The following is a 20911-nucleotide window of genomic DNA, read 5'->3' as shown; positions in this document are numbered from 1 at the left end:
GATCCGGTACCGAAAGGATCCGTCAGGGACGCAATCAGCGCACCCTGAGAAATAGTGGTGTAATAGGTGGTCTTGTTGGCCGAAAGACCCGGCCCGCCGCCCGCGCTGCCGCCTAGGCCGATGCCCAGGCCAATGCCAAGCCCCGGCATCAGTAGAGCGCCAGCATGTCGGCGGCGGTGGTGCCCGTCGCGAGAACGCGGCGGGCGCGGAAGGGGATGATTGCCCCGTTCGGCACATTTTTCCACGTCCTGCCGGTGGTCGCGCCAGCCGGTGCGCCAATGCCGATCATCACGAGCGTCCCGCCGGTGCCGACATAGATGCCCTTGGGGATGTCGGGCAGGTCGGCCGTGTCGCTCGGGGTGAGCACTTCGGCGCGCGTTGCGGGGTTCGACACGGTGTCCGCAGTCGAAGAGAAAAGGTCAGCCATGGTCAGTCCTTTCGAGGGGTCGGGGAAGTGGTTGGCCAGGCGCGCCACAAAAGGAGGCGCTTTGCCTCGCAGGCGGCCAGTGCGATGTCGCCATTACGGATGGCCCGCTCGGCGTCCGCGCTCGACATGCTGCCGTCAGCCTGGGTCGTCAGCGGGAATGGGCGGCACGCGTCCGCCGCCGCCTTCGGTCGGTCGGGAAGGGTCGGCAAAGAGGGCGTTGCGATCCTCGGCCGCTCCCCGCACGCGGTAAGCAGCAAGGCACAAAGCCCGGCCAGCATCGGTCTGTTCATAGCGCGTCACCGTGTCTCTGGATCGGAGGATGATGGGTTGCCGGTTGGCGAGGTCGGCGGCGTATCCCTGCGCGGCGCTCGCCAGCCGGTCGGCGTAACCGGCCTGCGCATTCATGCGGGCCCGGTCGGCGGCGGCGATGCTCTCGGTCCACGCGGCCCGCTCATTGGTCAGGGTCAGCCGGTAATCGGCGCGCAGATGGTCGACGCGGGCGACCCATAAGCCCATCGCCGCGACGGCGGCGAAGGGCCACAGGCGGACCAGCTTCAGCGCGATCACGCTTCGTTGACCGATAGCGGTTGCCCGGCGACAGACAGGCGAACCGGCTTGCCGATCACGGGCAGGCCAGCGGGCCAGCGCCGCGCGATACACCGCTCTTTCGAGATGCGCGTGATCGTCACCGCGTCCGACTGGTTTCCTCCGAGCACGCGATAGGCGGTGTCGTCCTCGCCGACATAGAAGCCGACGTGACCGCCCCCAGCGCGCTCGAAGACCAGCACCGCGCCCGGCGCCAGCGCCGACGCCGCCAGGGGCTTGCCCCAGCTCGCCCAGGCTTTCGCCCGGATCGCGATCGGTGGCGGCGTCAGGCCCGCCTCGGCGATGCACTTGGCCGCGAATAGCCCGCACCACGGCACGCTGTCCGCATTGAAGACGATCCCCAGCACCTTGGCACCGAGCGTCTTAGCCCAGCCCATGATGGTCGGATTGTTCGCGGGGCCGGGCGTCTCGCGTACGCCAAGCTTCGCCCGCGCGGCAGTCAGCCACGTTGGTTCGGTCATCATCGATTTCCTAGTGATGGGGGAGGCGTCAGGCCTCCGGTTTGTCTTTCTGCGAGGCTATGCCCGCGATCGTGCCCAGGATGGTCTTCGCCGCGCCGAGCACGAACTTCATCGCGCCGAAACCCAGCCACCCGCTGGAGATCGCGACGGTCAGATAGGCCCAGAGGGGCCAGCCGAAATGCTGGGCCGCCGCGCCGCCGAGCGCGCCGAAGGCGGGGAGAAGCGAGATCAGGACGGCGATGTCACGCCATGTCACCGGCTGTTTCGCCTCGATCTTTTGCCCGATGCGCAGCCACTGCCCCGCCGCAACGGCGAACACGCCGATGCCATAGTGCTGCCAGTCCTTCACAGCGTCACCACTCCAATTCCCAGCCCCGTGATGACAAGCCCGATCGACACCATGAGGCTGACGGTGCGATGCGTGGCGGTGACGGCCTGGACAAAGGCCATGCCCGTCACCGCCATGGCGGCCGCGATGCAGTCGGTCACCACGTCGAAGGTCTGCCAGGTCTGCGGCGAGCGCGAGATCAGCTTGGCCATGTCGCCCGCACACCCGAACGTGAACCCGAAGCCGATCAGCGCGGACCCGACGAACAGCAGCGAGGCCGACCATGGCGCGGTCATTGCGCGGCGCAGGTTGACATGAAGCCGCTCGATCGTCGCGCGAAACGCGGTGCGACATTGCTCCCGGCCGGGTTCGCGGCACCGGAGCAAGCGCCAGAGCGCCCGGCGGGCGGGCCCCAGCCATTGGACCGACGCGACACCGAAACGCGCGCCGGTCAGCATCAGGCACCATATGGCCGCCGTGCTGATGACATGGCCGAGCGTCGTCATTTCGCGACCTCGACGGCCGCAAAGCGGAAAGCTTCCATCTATGGGGTTCCTCACGCTGCCTGGTTGTGGGAAATGCGCAATTCGGCGTCCCCAGGCGGCAGGGCCTGGGTGCGGCGATCAATCTGAAGCGGCACGTTCTTGAAGCGGTTGAACTGGACGCGCCCGCCGGTCGGCCGATCGATGAAGACGCCGACCGGGCAATCCTGAACGTCGTTGTCATTGACGGCGACGCGGCTGCGATACTGGAACCGGACAACCCGCCCTTCGAGCGTGAAGGTGCTGTTCCCATTCCCCGAGAAGGTCACGGCGCGATTGCAGCCGACGATGACGTTCTCGTAGATTGCGAGGTCGTAGCAGTCGAAGTCCGATCCGACGCCGATCCCCCATGAGTAATTATAGAGGTTGGCTTCATAGCAATAATTCCACCGGACGACGGCGAAGGTCAGGGGGTTGAGCGAGATGCAGAAGTTATGCCCTCGGATGTGGTTGCCTTCGATCAGGCACGACTCTGAAAGGACGACGATTGCACCCTTGCCGCCGCCCGTGAACGCCGCGACGCGGTTATTGCGCACAATCGCGTGAGCCGGGTTCGCAACGTAGAAGCGATTGTTTCGGCCGATCTGAATGCAGTCAGCGGCCACGCCCCGAGGCGGTGGGATGAGATTGCCGATGACGAGGCACAAGCCGCCGACGCCTTCGATGTACAGCGCGTCGCCTGCGGCTTTCCCAATATTGTCATGGATATGGCAGCGCTCGATAAGCACGTCTTCGGCCAGCGCATTACCGGGAAGGGCGATTTCGCTGAACGGCTTCGCCCTGACCTTTACCTCATCGCCGACCGCGCCCGTACCGGATAGGTTGAGGACGATACCTCCGCCGGAGAAGCGGGTGCCGCCCGTCAGGACGCGGATCACTGTCCCATCGGCTTGCGTGATGGTGATGAGCGACCCGTCGGGGCGGAACACCTGCCACTGCATTTGCGAGCCCGTGCCAGCCTTGATGCACCGCGCGACGAATGTGCCGGTCAGGGCTGCCTCACTGGTCGAATATTCGGTCACGTTGACCGCCGCAGGCTTGGCCAGCAATTCCGACTCGGCGCGGCGCGTGTTGCCCCGGATCGCAATGCCAATGGCATTGTCGTCGGTCAGCGAGCCGTTGCCGGATACCTCGCAATCCACAATCATGACGCCGCTTGCACCGTAGCAATTGACGCCCCGCGATTTTGCCCCGGTTATATGGATTTGCTGAAGGCGGAAGTCGTTGGCCGCGTTCTCGTCCAGCGCATAGGTCTGGCCCACCCCGATCTTGGGAAGCGCCCCGCTACCATAGGGCCGATAGGTGGCGCGGTTGGCAGTCAGAAGCGTTTCATTCCAAGTGCCGCCGCGTTCCAAAAAGATATGGGTGCCGGGCCAGAATTGCGTGATGTCCCCCGCTTTCGCGAGCGTCTTCCATGCGGTGGCCGGGGTTCGCCCGTCGGCGCTGTCGTCCCCGTTCGGGCTGACATAGCGGCGCGCCTCGGGCAGGAAGGCGTCGTTATCGTTCGCGACCAGCGCCTCCAGATCGTCGTCGCCGACCTCTCCAATGATCTCTATCGAGCGTATCCACCCCGACATCGGCAACGTGCCGTCCAGCCGCGCGCCGACCGATAGCCGGTCGAGCCGCTCGGGCGGGGGCAGGAACGGTGCATGGGCGCAAAGCCCGGCTGCCGCGATCGTCTGGCCCCGCGCGCCGATCCGATGCGCCATGCGGACCTTGCCCGGCCCATAGAGGCGAGGCACGCAAGGCCGCTTGTAGCTGTTCCAGAGCGTTCCGGTCAGCGCGTGGTCGGTGGTGCGCGCGACCGTCATGACCTCGCCGCTCGCATTGCCGAGCTGGATCATCGTGCGCTCGATATTGTTCTGCTGCGCGATTTCCGCCTCAAGGAGGATCGTATGGGGCTGATCGAAAAGATTGCGGCCCCGCACCTCGAACAGGTCGCCGCCGCGCGCGACAGGCTGACCATAGGTGATGATCGGGCTCGTAATGCGCGCCGCTTCCGCCTGGGCGAGAATGACCAGCACCTCGGACTGCGGGCGAACGACGAGGCGGCCTTGCTGCCCGGCGGTGTGAAGGCGGCCGACGCGCTGCCACACCGCCCCGGTGAAGATTGGCGTCTGCCCGCCGCCACCCGTGACCGTGATATACCCCCCGCCGGTCGGGCACCGGACATAGGCGCTGATCGCGAACGCGCCGCCATTCGCACCGAAAAACGGCACGGCAAATTCGGTGTCCGCGCTCGGGTTGTAGAGCCGCACGACCTTGCCGTTCATCAGGCCCGCCGTCAGCAGGCTGTCGAAGATGCCCGCCGCGCGCAGCGCCTGCATGTCATCGACCAGCGTGATGGTCGCCCCGGCCGGACGGCCGGTAAGCAGCGCCCAACCTTCCGTTGAGGTCGGCGCGGCGTTGCGCATGAACAGTAGGTTCTTCGACGCGGGTTCGCGCAGGAACCCGACGCCTGGCACGATACGCGGCTGCCCGGCGGGGCTGACATACAGCTTGCCGTCCGGCCCCGCAGACACGCCGCCGGGGCCTGCGATCTCGATTTCCTTCATCGACATGACGGAGGTGAACGCGCCGTTGTTCGCCTGATAGTCGCCGCGCAGGAAGTCGACGCGCAGCGGCACGCGCGGCTTTCGGTTCTGGAGGATCATTCGTAATTCCCCTTCAGATAGACCACCAGGCCGCGCGCGCCGGAGCCCTCGGCCTCGACATCGATGCTGACCAGCGCGTCGTCGGGGACGCGCGGCGTCGAAATCGTGGGTTGCGGCGTGCCGTCCGCCTTGCTCGAAAGCTGACCGGGCAGGATGCGGAGCGGCGCGGACAGGATCGAGGTGCCCGCCACCCGGACGTTGATCCTGATGCCGTAGGTCTGCGCCGGCGACATATCGGCCACGATCACCGAAGCCCGGATTTCCGACAGGATCAGCACGCGCGGCGCGCGCAGCGGCGACAGGCCGGTGGCGACCCGGACCATCTCGCGCGGGCTGTAGCAATCGAAGGCCCAGTCAAAGGGCTGGCCGGTCGGGACAAGCGTCGCCAGCTTGGCCGGGCACATGACTAGCACCGTCTGGTTGCTCCGGTTGGTCAGCGGGTAGCGACCGTCCCCGTTCGGCCCGCCGGTCGCGGTGCCCATCATCCATGCGTTGAACTGGTCAACGCTTGCGCCCCACGCCTGCCAGACGGCGACGAAGTCCGCGACGTTCTGCGGAGTAAGCGTCTGGTCAGCCATCAGAGAAGCGGCCTTTTCTGTTCGAGGACTTCCATGGCCGACCCGGCTTTGACGATCAGGGCGATGTTATCGACCTCTTGATTGGTCACATTGAACTTGAAGGTGTGATCCCCCGCCGGAAGGTCAGAGATGTAGACGAACGGCGTGATGGTCGATTGCGCCTTGCTCTGCGTGCTATCGAACACGTTGTTGATCGTGCCTGCCGGGTACACAGTGGCCCCATCCACATCGACGCTACACGTCATCTGAATGTCGTCGTCCGACTGGAACATGCCGAAGAACGTCACCTTCATGACGCTATCCGGCTCCTGTTTCGTCATCGGCACGGTGGCGACCGTCACAGTGGCGTTCCGGGCAATCGAAACGCTGGTTCCGACAGGGGCGACCCGCGTCTGACTGATGGAGGAAGAGACGAGGTGGCGGGTAACGATCGTGTCGGCCTTGATCCGGGTGGCCTCGATCGAGCCCAGCCGCCACACCTTGTCCGTGGTGTCGTAAGACAGGGCGACGATGGCATTGCCCCCGCCATTATCCACGAACAGGAAGCGTTCAGCGACGAAGCTAAGCTGGTTGATCCCGCCCCCGGCAAGCGCCTCCATGCCGACGATATTGCCGTCCGCATTGGCGACGTTCACGAACTTCGCCGTGCCGGTGCTGGAATCCACTTCCTGTAGCTGGGTGATGAATAGGGTGTGGTTTTCGTCCGTCACCCCCAACTGCTCGACCACCTGGCGGACAGGCTTTCCATCCACGAAAATGATGTCGTCGGTATTGGCGCGCCAGGTGCCGTTCACGACCATTTCGTTGGCGACGTTGATGATGTTCTGATTGAGGTCCGAAACCACGTCCTCGGCCTTGCGGCCGCCGACCTGTGTGCCAGTCGGTGCGCCGACCGTAGCGCCGTCCTGCGGACGCTTGCCGTTATCGTCGGCCACCTGGCTCCAAACGGCCGACTGACCCGCCTGGGCGATGCCCTGTTGCACCGGGAACAACGACGGGTCATAGGTGGTCGGTGCGGCGGCCTTGATCGCGGCGGCTTCATTCGAATAGGCCGCGTAGATGTCGGGATGCTCTTCCCGCAGCATCATCGGCACCGTGCCATCAACCTGAGTCGCCACGTCGGCGATGCGGAACAGCTTCTTATCCCAACCGAGCGGAAGGAAGGTGAAGCGGATGACATCGCCCTTCTGGAATTTCCACGCCGTCGCTTGAAAGATGGCCGTGAAGGTGCCGCCATACAGCGCCCGCCCGAGGCGCAGCTTGAACAGCCGCTGGCCTTGGCCCGGCGATTGGACGAGCGGCAGGTTCACCGTCTGCGCGCGCTCGATGCCGTCCGGGCTCGGGATTGATACCTCGGGCAGGTCGACAAGCTGATAGAGCGAGTTCGCCGAAGGATCGGTGTAACCGCCGCGAATGACGTTGATGGAATCGGTCAGGGGCGGCGTCTGGAGCCAAGTGAACTCGCCCAGGACGTCGGCCGTGGTGAGGTCGCCGATCGGCGTGGCAAGGTCATTGTGCAGGACCGTGATGCGGATTTTGCCGTCGGCATCGTCCAGCACGGCGTTCATCGACGCCTTGAGGTTGTCGAGCACCAAGCCGGGGCTGTCGCCTTCGCTCCATATGCCGTCCACCCGGTAGCGGGGCTCGGTCGTGCCATCGGCGCGTGTCACGGGCTCGTCGCACAGATTGGCGGCGGTGATGAAGCTTTGCAGGTCGATGCGTGCCGCCGGGATGCCCTTGCCGATCGCGAGTTTCCATGCGCCGGTCGTGGGGTTCTGGATGCGCCAGCCGAGCAGGAAGAACAGGAGCGCCAGTGCCGGATTTCGGCACGCGCTGGCATTCCATGCCCAAGTCCTCTGATCGTCCGCCCGCATCGAGCCCGACCCGCCGGGAACGGTCGAATCGAGGCGGGGGTCATAGAATAGTGCGCCATCGCCCACGATCGTCACGCGCGACGGGATGGCGGATGCGAAGGGGCTTTCCGCCTTCTTGTCGTTGCCGGTCAGCTTGTACCGGAGATAGACATACGCCAGCCCGGTATAGCGCCGCGAGGAACCCATGCGCGAACCGATGTTGATCGCGTTGGCGGCGGACCCTTCAAGGATCGGCGTGACGGACAGATAGCCGATATAGGGCGCCTGGACGCCACCCGTGACGGTCCACGCCAGCTTGTCGTCAAACCAGATTTCCCGAATGGCCTGGCAGCGATGACTGGCCGACACGATGAAGCGGTGCAGCAGGCTTTGGTCGGCGGACCATTCCTGATCGCGCAAGTCCGTCGCCATGGCGGTGGACCCGACCACCGTCTTGCGGAACGCCCGCAACTCCATCGATACGCTCAGCCGATTGGCGTTCGCTTCGCTGGCGGCTGGAGCCTTGGGCTTCGGCGATAGCAACGAACCGGCGGTATTCAGCACCGCACTGACCGCGATCAGGCTGCCGACCGTCAGGCTGCCAACGCCGAACCCGGCCGACATGATGAAGCTTAGCGACGCACCAGCCGCAAGGCCGCCCGTGATGATCGCGAGCCCGGCGACCGCGACGACGGCACCGGCTATCTTGAGCGCCTTCGCCATCAGCCAACACCCCAGCAACGCGCCCACTCGGCGCGCGGGTAGCGGACCAGCCCGGCGACGCCATTCTCTTCCCCGACAAAGACGGCATCCGTCCCGATGCAGATGCCCACCATGTCATCGACCATGACGAGGTCGCCGCGTCGCGCGTGACCAGTCGCCCGGTCGGGGAAGGCGGCGGAAATGGTGTCCGAAAGCGTCCCCGCGCCATAGCGGCGCAGCGCCTTCACCGATCCGGCCGCGCTGGAATAATGCCCCCTGTAGGAAGCCGCCGGATCAGTGCCCGTCATCGCCTCGACCGCACCGGCCGCGAACAGCGCGCAATCCGTCACGCCCCAGGCGAAAACCGCACCCTCATGCGCCGCCAGATAGTCGTGCAGGCGCGCTTCCCAATCGGGCAACCGGATCATAGCGCCTCCATTCGGTTTCCCATTCCGCCGCCGCCACCGGCGTAGGGGTTTTGCGTGGGGGTGTTGCTGACAAGCGGGCTGCCGCTCATCCCGTTGGCGACCGCGATCGAGGCGCGCGCCGACTGGTCGCCGGGATCGAAGGTTTCCTGATCCTGATAGGTCCGGCCCGATTCCTTGCTGAAGGCGGCCAGATAGCTTTCGATCGTCAGGTTGATGGTCTGGTTTTCGGGCGAGCCGCCGATGGTCAGCGACGTCATCCAGCCGGTGTAATAGTGCTGGACCGCGCCTTGCTGGTTGCCGCCCTCGTCGCGGATCATGCGCCATAGGCGCGCGGTCCGGCCTTGCCAGTTGGCCTTATTGCCGATGATGTTCATCAGGTCCGCGTCGAGCGCGACGAGACCGGAAAGCTTCGCGGTGACCGCGTCGGAGCCGCCGTCCTTGTTTCGGACAGGCCCGATGTCCACCACCGTCGGGTCGATCCCGTCGAAGGTGAACCCGTCAAGGTCGGTATCGCCCGTCCCGCTGAAACCATAGCTCCGGCCAGCCGTGCAGGCGCGCAGTGGATCTCCGACGATGTCGAGATAGCAGAAGAATACCGGGCGGATGACCTGGGCGTCTAGCGCCGCCGATGCGGCTGCGTCGGGGCGGCTCATTTGCGTTCCTCCGCCGACACCGCGAATTGATAGAGCTGGCCGGGTTCGACATCCCAACCGGGCGGCTCGCTGGTCAGCGCGACCACGGCATAGGGACGCTGGATTTCGACCGTCGCGCCAGTCGCCGGCACCTCGCCGAGTTCGGGGCCGAAGACGGCGGTAGCGAGCCCCTGGCCGTTGGTGACCAAGTCTTGCGTCAGGCAGACCAGACGACGGTGCCCGCTCGGCAGAAACACCGTCATCAGGTCGCCGGTGACCAATACCGTCTGACCGCCCGGCAAGCCCTGCAACGGCAGGGTGTTCCCACTTCCCGCGCCGCCCCGCACGGTCGGGTTCGCCGCGCTGGTCTGTCGGGCGTTCTCGATCGCGACGACGGGGAAGCGGTGGACGGGCCCGTTCAAGCTGACGAAGAACCCCCGCCACCGCTTTGCCCGATCCTCGCCGATCAGCAGCCGGAAATTGCCACTGACGGTCCAGAACGCCGCGCCTGGCAATCCCACGGTCTTCGTGGTGCCGGTCCACCCCGATCGGTTGACCTGGGCGGCGAACGGCAGACGCCATTTGACGTTCTTCAGCGGAAGGTCCGCTGGCGGCATGATGAGGGCCATGGCAGTCCTACAGGCTGGAGCGGTTGAGGGTCGCGACGGTCGCGACGGTCGCAGCCTCGACAATCTGCGGCGCGTTGTTGCGCACGACCTGCACCGCCACCCCGGCCGCCCGATTATCAATGCGAGCATCAAGGTCATCGCTCAGGGCGATGGACACGGTGACATTGCCGTTCGCTCCCGCCGTCCCGTCGCTCGCCAGCGACGCCAGCGACGGCGCGCGGGCCACGGAAAGGTTGCCCGGCATCGAGGGCGCGGAGAGCGATCCGCCATCGGCGAAGCGCGGCAGGCGGCGGCCATTGATCGCGGCCATGGTGTCGGCACCGTAATACTGCACTGCTCGCTCGTTCATGATGAACTCACGATTGGACAGCCGCACAGCGCCACCGCCGGGCCCGCCCAGCAGCGCAAGGATGCTGTCGGACCGCCCATTGCCTGGGCCGCTGATAAGACCGCCCAGCGAACCGCCGTCAGCCCGACCGGGCACGCTCGACAGTGATCCACCATCACGGAAACCAAACGGGCTTCCGCCGATCGCCGAGAGAATGGCCTTTTGAATGCCGATCCGCACCAAGTCGGCGATGATGCTTTGCGCCATCTTCTTGAAGGCGGAGCCGACATCCTCCGTCCCGCTGATGATGCTGGCGAGCCCGCTTTCCAGCGATTCGAGGCCGTTGACCTCGACGCTTTCTAGCGCCTCCTTCATGTCGCCGGTGGCGGCCTGAATGCGCTGGCGATACTGATCGAGCGGCCCGGCGTTCTGCCGGTCGACGTTCTTTTCGTCGGCTGCCTGGAGGTCGCCCAACATGGCCTTGCGACGGCGAGCGATTTCCTTTTCCGCGTCAGTGGTTTCGCGAGAGGCTATCACCCCGTCCAGCTTCGCCCGCTCTTCGTCATACTGGATGGCGAGGATGCGGCGTTCGAGGTCGCGACGCTCCGAAGCCGAGGTGACGAGGTTCGATTGTGCGCGCAGCAGGTCGGTCTGGTTGGTCCGATCGGCATTGGCGAGCGCTAACGCCTCGTCGGCGATCCGCTGCCGTTCGCGCGCGTCGACCACTTGCGTTTCGAGCGCGGCCCGCTGATCGTTCAGCCCCTGCAACGTCTTCAAGCGCTGCTGGCCTGTATCCCCGTCACCGAACCGGCCCTGCTTGGCCTGCTCTGCCAGTTCTTCGTTCCGGCTTTGGCGCTCGGACTCGATCCGGGCTTTCTCAATCGCCGCGCGCTCGACCGCGGAGTTCGTCAACTCCGCGCGCGCCGCCGCGATGTCATTGTTCGCTTGGCGCTCGCCCGCAGCAAATGCGCGGGTATCAGCCGCCGCGTCGCGAACCTCGGCGGCTTGGCGCTTTGACGCCGCCAGCGCCTCGCGGTCCGCCTTGTTGCGCGCGGTGCGGTTCGTCCGTGCGTCGCGGTCACCCTGCGCCCCGGAAGACGCATTACGGAAGGAGGCGGCATCCCCGCTCGCCGCATCTGATGCGGCCTGTGGCGACAGGCCGTCCTTCCGGTACTTCTTGTACTGCGTCAGTTCGAATTTCTGCGCCTCCAAGGCGTCGATCTGCGAGCGAATGCCACGCTCGCGCGCCACGACAAGGTCGCGCGTGACTCGGGCCAAATCGCCGTCCACATCGCGCCCGCCTACCCGGTCGCTTTCCCTGATGCGGCCCGCCAGTGGAAGATTTGCCGCTCGCTGCGCCAGCCGATAATTCGCCTGTTGAAGCGCGCGGTTCTCGGAAACGATACGGGCGTCATTCGCATTTGCCTGGCGATCCGCCGCAGAAAGTTCGCCGGGCCCACCAACGGACATGGCCGAACCACCGCTGACAGCCGTGATTGATGGACGCCGAGCGTTGATGCGCGCCTGCGCCTCATTTGCGCGGCGCTCCGCTGCAACCGACTTAGTAGCGAGGTCCAGAACTTGTTCGTTACGACGTGCTATCGCCAACTGGCGCAGCTTCTCAGCTGCCTCGCCAACGGCCCCCGCGAACGTAAGCATTTGACCGGTCGAGGAAGCCGCATTTGCACCGACTTGCGTCAGCCCGGAGGCGGCGGACGCACCTGCCTGTGCCATCAGCCTCAAATCTTGATTGAGGGTGACGCTCGCCTCGGAGGTCTCCTTCATTGCCGCAGCGGTGGCGCGGTTCCTGTCTTCGGCCGCCTGCATAGCGTTCCGGTACATCAGCACTGCACCGACGAGCGCGCCGATCGCCAGCACGGCAGCGCCCCCCGCGACCGAGCCGCCGATCAACGTCAGCGCACCGGCGAACAGTCGCGATGCCGCCGCGCCCGCCCGCGCCGCGATCGTCGCGCGCGCAGTTGCCGCCTCCGCTATCGCCGCCGATGCGGCGGCTTTCTCATGCGCCCCAGCCACACTGCTTTCAGCAACCGCCAATTCAGCGTCCACCACCGCAAGGCGCTGGCGTGCCGTCGTCAGTCGCTGTGTCGCGAACGATGCGTCATTCTCGGCCTTGCGCTGCGCGGCAAGCAACGCGGTACGATTGCCGCCGCCGACATTCTGCGCCGCCAGATTGACCGCCTGCGCCCGCCGTTCGGCGGCCAAGGCACGCTCCGCCGCGATCTGCTCGCGCGGGGTGGCCTGTTCCGCCTGCCGGGCCGCGATCGTCGCCTCAATGCTGGCGACCGCTTCAGCATCCGTTGCCGCGACGAGACGGGCGGAATTGGCTGCCAGTTCCGACCGGCTGACGAACGAGGCATTCCCAAGCAGCACCTGTTCCGCCAACGCGCGGTCCGCTTGGGCGACCGTGGCAATGACGGAAGCGACGCCGCCGAATGCCAGCCCGGCCGCCTTCGTTGCGCCATAGGCGATAGCGATGGTCGTTAGGGCCGGGACGATGGTGTCGAGATTGTTCGCGATGCTGACGATCGCGCCGCCGACCCGCTCCGACGCACTGAACGCCTGGTCGCTCTCGCCGATATATTTGCCGAGCGCATTGTTCAGGATTTGAAACGACGCGCTGATGGTGAAATTGGCCTTCGACGCCTGCGCTTCGAGCTGGGCCGATCCCTTGAGGAACGCCTCGAAGAACTCGCGGCTGGTTACCTTGCCTTCGATAACCTCGCCGCGCAGTTTCGCGACCGAGCCGCCAAAACGGTCAATGCCATTCGCCACGGCTTGAAGGATCGGCCGCGCGCCCTCGTTGATCGAATTGAATTCCTCTGCCCGGACAATCTGGCCGCCCAGCGCCTGGGTAAGCTGCAGGATCGCGCCCGAGGTCGACGCTGCGTCGCCACCCTGCACCTTAAGGGCAGCGCCTACGCCGCCGACGAAGCGGAGCAAATCGGATTGCGACGCGCCCAATTCCTTCGCGCCCTGCGTCAGGCGACCATAAAGGCCGCCCACCGATTCAAGCTGGACGCCGTAGCGCTGCGCGATGCCGTATAGGTCATTCTGCGTCTTGCCGAGCGCAGCGCCTTCCAAACCCGCAACCTTCAACTGGTTCGTGAAGCGGGTATAGCCGTCGGCATATTCCTTGACCTGGTTGACGCTGAACGCCGCCCCAAGGCCCGCCGTCGACGCCAGCAGAGCGGTCCGCATACTGGTGGTCGATTGGCGAACCTGTCGCTCGACACGGTCCGCAGTGGTCCCGATCGTCGCAATTTCGGCGCGCGTGCGAGCAATCGGCGCACTGAGATTGAAGCTACGGCCGACTTGGCCCAAGCGCTGGTCGACCTGCCCGGCGGTCCGGTTGGCCGACTGTTCGAATGCGCCGATGTCGCGCAGCCCCTGCTGGAGGTTCCTCCGCAGCAGTTCAACCGACGCGTCCACTTGGAGCATCAGGGACTTGACGTCGGTGGTGCCTGCCATGGAGGCTCCTTCCTATGGAAAATCAGCGCTCAAGATTCGCCCGGCCGGTCACCGCCATGCAGTTGGCGATGATTATTTGGCTGCCGATCATCCTGGCCGGATTGGGTTGGATGCTCGTGACGAGCTACCAGTCATCGCAGCGGCAGGCAGACGACCGAAACAAGGCCACAGCGAAGGCGATGGTCGATACCGCGCGAGCATGTCGCCAATTGAGGAAAGACCTCGCCGCGATGCCCGTCGCGCCGGGCGAAAAGCCGATTGAATTGCCGAAGTGCGATTAATCGTCAGGCTTGGTGTTCATCGCCTTCCAAGCTTCGAACGCGGCCCAAAATTCATGAGGGGTCGATGCCCAAAACTCCGCCGCCGTCCACCCGAACGCCGCAGCGGCAATGCCCATCAATCGCCGACGGGGATCTCGGGCGTCGTCGTCGCCGTCGGCTTCATTTCCCCCGACGGCAGGCATCCCCCCGTCAGTGCCAGCCCCAGCACGATTTGAAGGCGCGGCTGCACCTCCATCACGCCGACCGGGTAGAGCAGTTCGCCGATCGTGTCAGCGTTCGCTGACCGGGCGGCGGTAATCATCATCTTCTGTTCGGCGGTGGCATATTCGTCTTCGGCCAATTCGCGCCCCCAGGCGCGGACCAACTCCGTCACGACGATCGCCTGATGCTCCTGCGTCATCGCGCCCTGTTCGGCCAACTGCGCCAGTTCGATCAGTGCCCGGCCGGTTTTCTTCTCCATGGCTTTGATCGCCGTATAGGACGGGCGCAGCACGAAGCGTTGCCCGTCCAGTACAAGGTCGACCTCGCCGCGAATGTCGTTCGCGGCGTCGCTCATTCCGTCTTGCTCGGCTTCGACGCGGTGGCCGGGGCGGCGGTCGCCGTTTCCTCATCGGCCGCATACAGCTTCTTCACCGCGACGAGGATTTTAGGGCCATCCTCGGACGCGGCGATGGCCTGCGCCAGTTCCGGGGCCGAAGGGGCATCGTCGGGCAGGAACGGATGCAGCGCCGAGGCGATGCGGCCAGCGCTGGGCCATCCGCCCAGGTGGGACGCGATCTCGGCGGCGCTGCACCCGGTGGTGCCAAGCAGCGCCTTGTCGAGGTCGGAGGGTTTGCGGGTGCGGTAAGCCTTGCCGCCAATCGTGATTTCCATGGTGGGCTCCTATCAACCGAGGATGTCGGTGGTCGGCGCGGCGGCGGCCGAAAATGCGCCCTTCGCCTTGACGGCGTCGTTCTGGCCGAACTCGGTGCTGTCGAGGTTGCCGTAAACCTGACCGGCAAAGACCACGTCGGCATTGCCGCCCGACGCGCCGCCCTTGCGAATCTGGATGTTGAACGGCACGGCGGGCGCGACGTTGCAGAGCGATTCCAGCCGCGTGTAGCCGTTGGCGTCGGGCAGGTTCGGGATCATGTCGAGCGAGATTTTCAGCGACTTCAAGCCAGGGGCCGACGTGCCGTAACCGGCGTCGTCCTTGGTCGACGTGTCGATGGAACCCGCGTCGCGCGAGATGGAAAGGGTCTGCTGCCCCTTCACGAGGTTATACGTGCCGGAGGTCGAGCTTTCGACCCACAGCAGGTAATCGTTGCCAAGCTTCTTCGCCATCGTGCTTCTCCTTGAAAAAGTCCCGCTGGCGAGGCGGGGCGGAGGTGGTGGAAAGGGTCAGTCGTCGCGGAAGGCGAGGACGTTGATGATCGAGGTGCCGAGGTATCCGGTGCCGTCTTCGGTCAGCGCGGCGTCGCTGCTGCCCAGCGAGACGTGCAGCACCCAACCCTCGATCTCAAAAGACTTGTCGGCCAGCAGCCCTTCGGCCTTGGCCTGCAACGCGATACAGGGTGCGCTTTCATCGCCCTCGGTCAGGGTAATGAGGGTCAGGGTTACCCGCCGGTCCGGGTCGTCATGGCGTCCGAACGGCACGCTTTCGATGTCGCCCAAGATGATGAGCGGGAAATCCTCATCCTCCGGTACATCCTCGAAGACGCCTGCCTCATTCGCAGTGAATGCTGGGGACAATTCGGCATAGACGGTCTGTTTGACCGCCGATTTCGCATCAATCACGCAGACCCCCTGCCACTCGGCGCAATGCGCGATCGAAGAGCGTGCGGACTTCATCGCCGATCACGCGGCGAAGGTCGGGATAGCGCCCTGTCACGAAACGGTCGGCGGCCAGCGCCTTCACGCGCAGGCGATAGGTCGAAACGATGTCCTGAGCCCGCTTGCGCCCGCGCGACAACACTTTGCCCGAGCCGACGCGCCGCCGCTGCACGGTAACCACCTGCGCCTTGCGGCCCTTATCCAGCACGAAGCCGTAAAACAGCTTCGCCCGGCCCCGCTTGGTGCCAAGAAGGCCGACCTGCATCCGCAGCGTCTTGGGGTAGATGCGGTACTTGACCCCCGCCGCCAGTGTCCCGGTCTTTCGCTTGGCGCGGGCTTGGATCGCTGCCCGCAAGCGTGGTCCACCCCGCTCGAACGCGCCGATAATCTCGGTTTGCGATTCGTCAGGGAGGCGACGCAACAGCGAGCGGGTGGCACGGGCCCCCTTAAGCTTGCTCATCGCCTGTTTCTCCCGACAATGCCGCTTTCGCCGGTCATCACCAACGCGCCGGGGGTTTCCGGGTCGGGGGCGGCGGACGTGATGTCCATGACCGTCCCGGTTTTCGTCCAGACGAGGCGATAGAACATCCGAATGTCTGGGCGGTCGCGAATGGTGACCTTCCACATCTGAACGGCGCGCTCGACGCTGTTCCGCATGGCCTCATTGCCGCGAAGGGCGATGATTTCGGCCGCCACGGTGTCGAGCACCTTCCATCCTTCGGTCCCGGCGGCGGGCCTGCGTCCACCTTGGCCGTTGGGCTCCTGATCGGGCATCATGATCCGCACCGTTTCGCGGAGGCGGCTGGAAAGCCCCTTGCCTACGCTCATAGCGATCGGGCCCGCTTGTTCGAACAGAGGCTGCGCGCGCGCTTCTCCGCCTCAGCCATGATCTCCCCGCCTTCGCGGTCCGCGTCATATGCGCCGATGAGCAGCAGCGCGGCGCGACGGAAATTGCGCGGCACGTCGTCGGCGCTGGCATATCCGGCCGCCACGGTGACGGTGACGGTCGTTCCCGCTGCCACCGAAGGCCATCGTGTGCCGATTTTCGGCACAGCACGTACCGGGCGTCGTGACACATCGATGCGCGCCGCCGGAACCGCGACAGCCTGTCCCGCCTGGTCGGCATAGGTGACGACCGGCACGGCCGACGCGGCAACGGGCCAAGCCCGCAAAGCCATGGTGTCGAAGCCGGTGAAGGTCTGCGTCACATTGCGGAGCGACAGGGTGTGGCCGGTGTAATCCTCGATAAACCCGGTCGCGTCCGCGATCCACCCGCGCAATTCGTCATCGCGCGAGGTGTCGGAGCCCAGCCGCAACTGCCGCCGGGCATCCTCCAGCGAGACGATGTCCATAATTCACCTCGCTCGCTGGAGGGGCTGGGAGGGCGTCAGCCCTTCTTCGCGGCGCGCTTCGCCTCTTTGGCAGCCTCTTCCTCGGTCTTCATGCCCAGGTTGATGGCGACCTGATCCGAACCCGAAATCGTCGGGTCGTTGAAGTCGATGCGGTTCTGTTCGGTCGTGGTCCCCGCGCGCGGGTCATTGTCGACGGCGGGGTGCTCCATATCGACATCGGGAACGATCTGCTGGGGCGCGCCCGAGGTGTCGATTTCGGTCGCGGGTGCGACGTTGTTCTGGTTGGTCGTGTCCATGGGGCTCTCCTTGGTTCATCGAAACCGTGGCGCACCACGACTTCGAAGAACCGGGCCGGTTCATGACCGGCCCGGCAGAGGTTACGAGTTTGCGGCGACCTTGAGCGCCCGCATCGGCTGCGGATCGTGCACGCCGCCACCGACGCGCTTCGTGGTGTAGAAGTGCACGAACGGCTTGTTCGTGAAGGGATCGCGAAGGACACGGATGCCGACACGATCAACGACGAGATAGGTCGCCTCCATGTCGCCGTAGAGCGCCGCGATGTTGCCCGCCGCGATCAGCGGGAAGTCGGGATGCTCCACGATCGGCGCGCCCGCCAGGGTCTGCGGCTGGCCCGAGGCGTAGGACGGCTGCCACAGATAGTTGCCCTGCCCATCCTTCAGCTTGCGAGCCGCGCCCATCGACAGGCGGTTCATGTGGAACTTGGCGTTCGCAGCGTACTGCGACGGCAGGTCATACATGAGGTCGAGAATGCCGTCCCCGGTCAGCGCCGCCGCCGCGCCGCTGTTCTTCACCTTGATCGCGCCATAGGGATGGCGCGCGGCGTTGGCAGCACCCTCGACATAGGTGAGAACGCCGTAAGGCTTGTTCACACCGTCGCCCGAGGTGAAGCCGATGCCTTCCTGACGGGCAAATTCGGTGTCGACTTCGCTGCCCAGCCACTTTTCGAGGTCCACGGCGGCATCGTCCAGCAACTGCTGCGTGATGGCCGGGTTCGCATAGAGCTCGCCGGGGGTGAAATCGAGGACGCCGATCTGCGGCGTCGTGGTCGCCGGGCGGCTGGCCGTCTCACCGACCCAGCCCGAGCCGACGTTGCGGTCACCGAAATACTTCTTGAAGCCCGCGACGCTGATCGTGATGATACGGCTCTCGGCGCGCATCGGGCTGATGAGCTTCAGCTTCTCGCCGATGGTGCGATCCCACTCGATCGGCGCGAGATAGCCCCCATCGGCATCGGTGCCCCGGCTCATCGCCGCTTCGATGTCGGCAGGAGCCTTTTCGCCCTTGCGCATATGCGCCTTGAACGCGGCGGTATATTCGGGGTCGGCCTGGATGTCGCCGATCACGCCACCGTTGCCCAGTTTGGCAGCGGCCTGAATCTTGGCCTGATCGTCCACCGCCGTTTGAAGTTCGGTCAGGGCGGCGTTGATCTTCTCCAGTTGCTCGGCGGTGACGACATCGGCCACGCCCTTCTTGATCTCCTCAAGCTGGCGGGTGTGCGTCTCCTTGAACGCCTCGAAGCCGCGCGCGAGCGCATCGATGGTAGGCGGAGCCTCGGCGCGCACGGCGATGAGACCCCGAGCGCGCGGACCAGCCGTCCGCACGGTGTTCTGCATGAACATGGGTGCTTTTCCTATGTGGGGGTTAGACCGTCATGGCCTGGAGGAGGCGAGACATCGCCTCCGGTTCATCGCCAGCGCGAGGCGTGGCAGGGTCAGGATCAGCAGCGCGAGGCGTGCTCATCCCCATCGCGCGGTAAAGGTCGCGCCGCTCGGAACGCGACACTCCCTTCGTCGCGAGAAACTTATCAAGGCTCGCCTTGTCCTTCGGCGAGTCGGCGCTCGCATAGACCGGCATCTGGGCTTCCCGCTCCATGACGCTGTCGGCAAAGCCTGCCTTCACGGCTTCCGCTCCGCCGATGTACGTTTCCGCCCGCATCATTTCGAGCAGTTCGTCAGCACCCTTGCCGGTTCGCGCGGCATAGACATCCACCATGGCGCTATCGAGCTTGCGCAGGATCGGGATGGCTCCCTCCATGTCGTCGGCATTGCCGAAAAACACGCCCTGCGCCTGATGGATCATGATCTCGGCATTATGAGCGATGGCGATGGTGTCGCCCGCCATGGCGATGATCGAGGCGGCCGACGCGGCGATGCCCAAAATCTGAACGTCGATCGCCTGCGGGTGACGGCGAAGGAGGTTGTAGATGGCGACGCCTTCGAAATAGTTGCCGCCGGGCGAATTGATTTCGACCGTCGCCGCCTTGTTGCCGATCGAGCGGAGCGCCGCCGCGACCCGCGAAGCGGTGACGCCGTTGCCGTCATAATCGGCCCCGATCCGGTCGAAAATCGAAATGGTCGGCTTGTCGGACGCCAGCGCCTTCACCTCGAAGGCCGCAAAGCCGGGGTCGAGCGCCTGGGTTTCGAACTGCCATTCGTTCCCGCTGCCCAGGTCCGGCATGGCCGGGGGGCGCGCGGCGCTCACTGCGAACAGACCGTTACGCATCCGCATTTTCATCCTCCTGGATCGTCGCGGCGGTCGTGCCAGCACGCGGAAGGTCATCGCCGCCGGGAAGCGGGTTCTTTTCCATGTATTCGCGGGCCTCGTTCGGCGTGAAAAAGCCGGTGTTCGGCCCCAAAGCCGCCTTGAGAAACTCGGCCTGTTCCTTAAGCGACCCGCGCAGCAGCGCGCCGTCGTTGAACTTGGCGTACATGGTTTCCTGCTCGGTCGGGTTCAGCAGCCCGAACCAGATGGCCTCTTCCCAAATTACGAACCATTGCAGCAGGCAATAGGTGACGAAGAACAGGCCAAGCTGCTGGATGCCGCTGCCCCAACTGGTCTCATCGAACATGAGCAGCGGGCGCGGCGCGCCGGTGAACCGGCTGACCTCTTCGGCCTCCAGGCGTCGCAATTCCACGAGCTGGTTATCCTTGGTGGTGCCGGTCAGCACCTTCGCCTTCAACCCTTCTTCAAGGATCAGGAAATCTTCGTCGGCATCCGGCCCCGTGTAATGGTCGCGGAGGCTGTCGCGCAGCCGCTGGAACGCCTCGTCGCCCAGTTGCTGGTCGGTTTCGAGCGCGCCACGAACCATCGTGCCCTTCGACATGACGCGGCCCGCCGCCTGTAGCGCGCGGTGCGACATGCCCAGCGTGTCGGCCGCGATGTCGAGCAGCGATACGCCGGTCAGCCCATCAAGCGACACGGGCGCGCGGAAGTGAAAGACATCGTCTTTCGACAGGGTGACCGGGCCGCCCTTCTCGCGATCATACCGAAACGACAGGTCGAAGGTGTCGGAAAGCTGCGGCTTCACGCGGCGACGGGGCAGCGGGATCAACTGCCGAACAGCGCCGCGCGACTTCACCTTGAGGGCATAGGCGTTGCCGTCCAGCAACGCGCAGGTCTGCATGTAGCTCTTGAACTGGCTCGCCGTCTGGTAGTCGTTGGCCTTGCGGTGGAGCACGTTGTAGAGCGGGTGATCCTTCGCCTTCTGGCGGGTGCCGTCGGGCATCAGGCGCATCAGGTGCGTGGGCAACATGCCCATGCTGCCCGCGATCAGGGACACGGCGCGAAAGAACGTGCTGTTGCGGAGCGCCATCTTGTCGGTGACGCCGATGCCCGCGACGCCGACCCGGCCGCCGCTGCCGCGCATCATCTCGACCAACGCCGGGTCGTTCAGGCCATAGGTCTCATAGGCGACGATAGGGCCGGACAGGTTCGGCCCGGCATGAAACCGGGGTGCATAGGATCGGCGACCACCAGCGCGGGCGCGGTAATCGTCAGGCGACATGGGA

The 20911-nt window shown here is 65.3% G+C and carries 24 protein-coding genes; 1 reads left to right on the top strand and 23 read right to left on the bottom strand.

Going from position 1 to position 20911, the window contains the following annotated elements; genetic code table 11:
- Nucleotides 1-148: 148 nt before the first annotated feature.
- The 12 genes from NZL82_RS14090 to NZL82_RS14035 form a co-directional block, all read right to left on the bottom strand.
- A complete protein-coding gene (locus tag NZL82_RS14090; protein WP_191864451.1) occupies nt 149-427 on the bottom strand; it encodes a hypothetical protein in 279 nt (92 codons plus the stop codon).
- 135 nt (nt 428-562) lie between these two features.
- A complete protein-coding gene (locus tag NZL82_RS14085; protein WP_261270382.1) occupies nt 563-994 on the bottom strand; it encodes a hypothetical protein in 432 nt (143 codons plus the stop codon).
- On the bottom strand, nt 991-1494 hold the full coding sequence (locus NZL82_RS14080) for a TIGR02594 family protein (protein ID WP_261270381.1): 504 nt from the start codon (nt 1492-1494) through the stop codon (nt 991-993). The genes NZL82_RS14085 and NZL82_RS14080 overlap by 4 nt, the downstream gene beginning before the upstream one ends.
- Nucleotides 1495-1522: 28 nt before the next feature.
- Nucleotides 1523-1843, bottom strand: a complete 321-nt coding sequence (locus tag NZL82_RS14075) for a hypothetical protein (RefSeq protein WP_261270380.1) — start codon at nt 1841-1843, stop codon at nt 1523-1525.
- Nucleotides 1840-2328, bottom strand: coding sequence for a hypothetical protein (locus NZL82_RS14070; RefSeq protein ID WP_261270379.1), 489 nt, complete (start codon nt 2326-2328; stop codon nt 1840-1842). The genes NZL82_RS14075 and NZL82_RS14070 overlap by 4 nt, the downstream gene beginning before the upstream one ends.
- 50 nt (nt 2329-2378) lie before the next feature.
- Nucleotides 2379-5018, bottom strand: coding sequence for a hypothetical protein (locus tag NZL82_RS14065; protein WP_261270378.1), 2640 nt, complete (start codon nt 5016-5018; stop codon nt 2379-2381).
- Nucleotides 5015-5596 carry a hypothetical protein gene (locus NZL82_RS14060; RefSeq protein ID WP_261270377.1) on the bottom strand — a complete coding sequence of 194 codons (582 nt, stop codon included), beginning with the start codon at nt 5594-5596 and terminating at the stop codon, nt 5015-5017. The genes NZL82_RS14065 and NZL82_RS14060 overlap by 4 nt, the downstream gene beginning before the upstream one ends.
- On the bottom strand, nt 5596-8172 hold the full coding sequence (locus tag NZL82_RS14055; protein WP_261270376.1) for a phage tail protein: 2577 nt from the start codon (nt 8170-8172) through the stop codon (nt 5596-5598). Before NZL82_RS14055 ends, NZL82_RS14060 begins: the two co-directional genes overlap by 1 nt.
- The gene (locus tag NZL82_RS14050) at nt 8172-8579 is read right to left on the bottom strand and encodes a DUF6950 family protein (RefSeq protein ID WP_261270375.1); all 408 of its coding nucleotides are present in this window, start codon (nt 8577-8579) and stop codon (nt 8172-8174) included. The genes NZL82_RS14055 and NZL82_RS14050 overlap by 1 nt, the downstream gene beginning before the upstream one ends.
- Nucleotides 8576-9232, bottom strand: coding sequence for a hypothetical protein (locus tag NZL82_RS14045; protein ID WP_261270374.1), 657 nt, complete (start codon nt 9230-9232; stop codon nt 8576-8578). Before NZL82_RS14045 ends, NZL82_RS14050 begins: the two co-directional genes overlap by 4 nt.
- The gene (locus NZL82_RS14040; RefSeq protein WP_261270373.1) at nt 9229-9840 is read right to left on the bottom strand and encodes a hypothetical protein; all 612 of its coding nucleotides are present in this window, start codon (nt 9838-9840) and stop codon (nt 9229-9231) included. Before NZL82_RS14040 ends, NZL82_RS14045 begins: the two co-directional genes overlap by 4 nt.
- A gap of 7 nt (nt 9841-9847) precedes the next feature.
- Nucleotides 9848-13387 (bottom strand): tape measure protein, encoded by a 3540-nt coding sequence (locus NZL82_RS14035; protein WP_261270390.1) that lies wholly within the window; start codon nt 13385-13387, stop codon nt 9848-9850.
- Nucleotides 13388-13671: 284 nt separating this feature from the next.
- Here NZL82_RS14035 and NZL82_RS14030 point away from each other — a divergent pair, with 284 nt between their 5' ends.
- On the top strand, nt 13672-13938 hold the full coding sequence (locus NZL82_RS14030) for a hypothetical protein (protein ID WP_261270372.1): 267 nt from the start codon (nt 13672-13674) through the stop codon (nt 13936-13938).
- A 115-nt stretch (nt 13939-14053) separates the two neighbouring features.
- Here NZL82_RS14030 and NZL82_RS14025 read toward each other — a convergent pair whose 3' ends face one another.
- The 11 genes from NZL82_RS14025 to NZL82_RS13975 all read right to left on the bottom strand — a co-directional run bounded on the left by NZL82_RS14025 (nt 14054) and on the right by NZL82_RS13975 (nt 20907).
- On the bottom strand, nt 14054-14494 hold the full coding sequence (locus NZL82_RS14025; protein ID WP_261270371.1) for a gene transfer agent family protein: 441 nt from the start codon (nt 14492-14494) through the stop codon (nt 14054-14056).
- On the bottom strand, nt 14491-14811 hold the full coding sequence (locus NZL82_RS14020; RefSeq protein WP_261270370.1) for a hypothetical protein: 321 nt from the start codon (nt 14809-14811) through the stop codon (nt 14491-14493). Before NZL82_RS14020 ends, NZL82_RS14025 begins: the two co-directional genes overlap by 4 nt.
- Nucleotides 14812-14823: 12 nt before the next feature.
- Nucleotides 14824-15261 carry a phage tail tube protein gene (locus tag NZL82_RS14015; RefSeq protein ID WP_261270369.1) on the bottom strand — a complete coding sequence of 146 codons (438 nt, stop codon included), beginning with the start codon at nt 15259-15261 and terminating at the stop codon, nt 14824-14826.
- Between the two features lie 57 nt (nt 15262-15318).
- On the bottom strand, nt 15319-15714 hold the full coding sequence (locus NZL82_RS14010) for a DUF3168 domain-containing protein (RefSeq protein WP_261270368.1): 396 nt from the start codon (nt 15712-15714) through the stop codon (nt 15319-15321).
- Nucleotides 15707-16210: a hypothetical protein gene (locus tag NZL82_RS14005; RefSeq protein WP_261270367.1), complete on the bottom strand. Its 504-nt coding sequence runs from the start codon at nt 16208-16210 to the stop codon at nt 15707-15709. Before NZL82_RS14005 ends, NZL82_RS14010 begins: the two co-directional genes overlap by 8 nt.
- The gene (locus NZL82_RS14000) at nt 16207-16578 is read right to left on the bottom strand and encodes a head-tail adaptor protein (RefSeq protein ID WP_261270366.1); all 372 of its coding nucleotides are present in this window, start codon (nt 16576-16578) and stop codon (nt 16207-16209) included. Before NZL82_RS14000 ends, NZL82_RS14005 begins: the two co-directional genes overlap by 4 nt.
- Complete coding sequence (locus NZL82_RS13995) at nt 16575-17102, bottom strand: phage head-tail connector protein (protein WP_261270365.1); 528 nt, start codon at nt 17100-17102, stop codon at nt 16575-16577. Before NZL82_RS13995 ends, NZL82_RS14000 begins: the two co-directional genes overlap by 4 nt.
- 35 nt (nt 17103-17137) lie before the next feature.
- A complete protein-coding gene (locus NZL82_RS13990) occupies nt 17138-17398 on the bottom strand; it encodes a hypothetical protein (protein ID WP_261270364.1) in 261 nt (86 codons plus the stop codon).
- 81 nt (nt 17399-17479) lie between these two features.
- Nucleotides 17480-18742 carry a phage major capsid protein gene (locus NZL82_RS13985; RefSeq protein WP_261270363.1) on the bottom strand — a complete coding sequence of 421 codons (1263 nt, stop codon included), beginning with the start codon at nt 18740-18742 and terminating at the stop codon, nt 17480-17482.
- A 22-nt stretch (nt 18743-18764) separates the two neighbouring features.
- On the bottom strand, nt 18765-19625 hold the full coding sequence (locus NZL82_RS13980) for a head maturation protease, ClpP-related (RefSeq protein ID WP_261270362.1): 861 nt from the start codon (nt 19623-19625) through the stop codon (nt 18765-18767).
- Complete coding sequence (locus NZL82_RS13975; RefSeq protein WP_261270361.1) at nt 19618-20907, bottom strand: phage portal protein; 1290 nt, start codon at nt 20905-20907, stop codon at nt 19618-19620. The genes NZL82_RS13980 and NZL82_RS13975 overlap by 8 nt, the downstream gene beginning before the upstream one ends.
- Nucleotides 20908-20911 lie beyond the last annotated feature (4 nt).

Origin of the sequence: Sphingomonas sp. LC-1, from assembly GCF_025371035.1 — a bacterium.
GTDB lineage: Bacteria > Pseudomonadota > Alphaproteobacteria > Sphingomonadales > Sphingomonadaceae > Sphingomonas > Sphingomonas sanguinis_E.
Note: the sequence above shows the minus strand (reverse complement) of the source record. Positions and strands in the feature narration are given on the sequence as shown.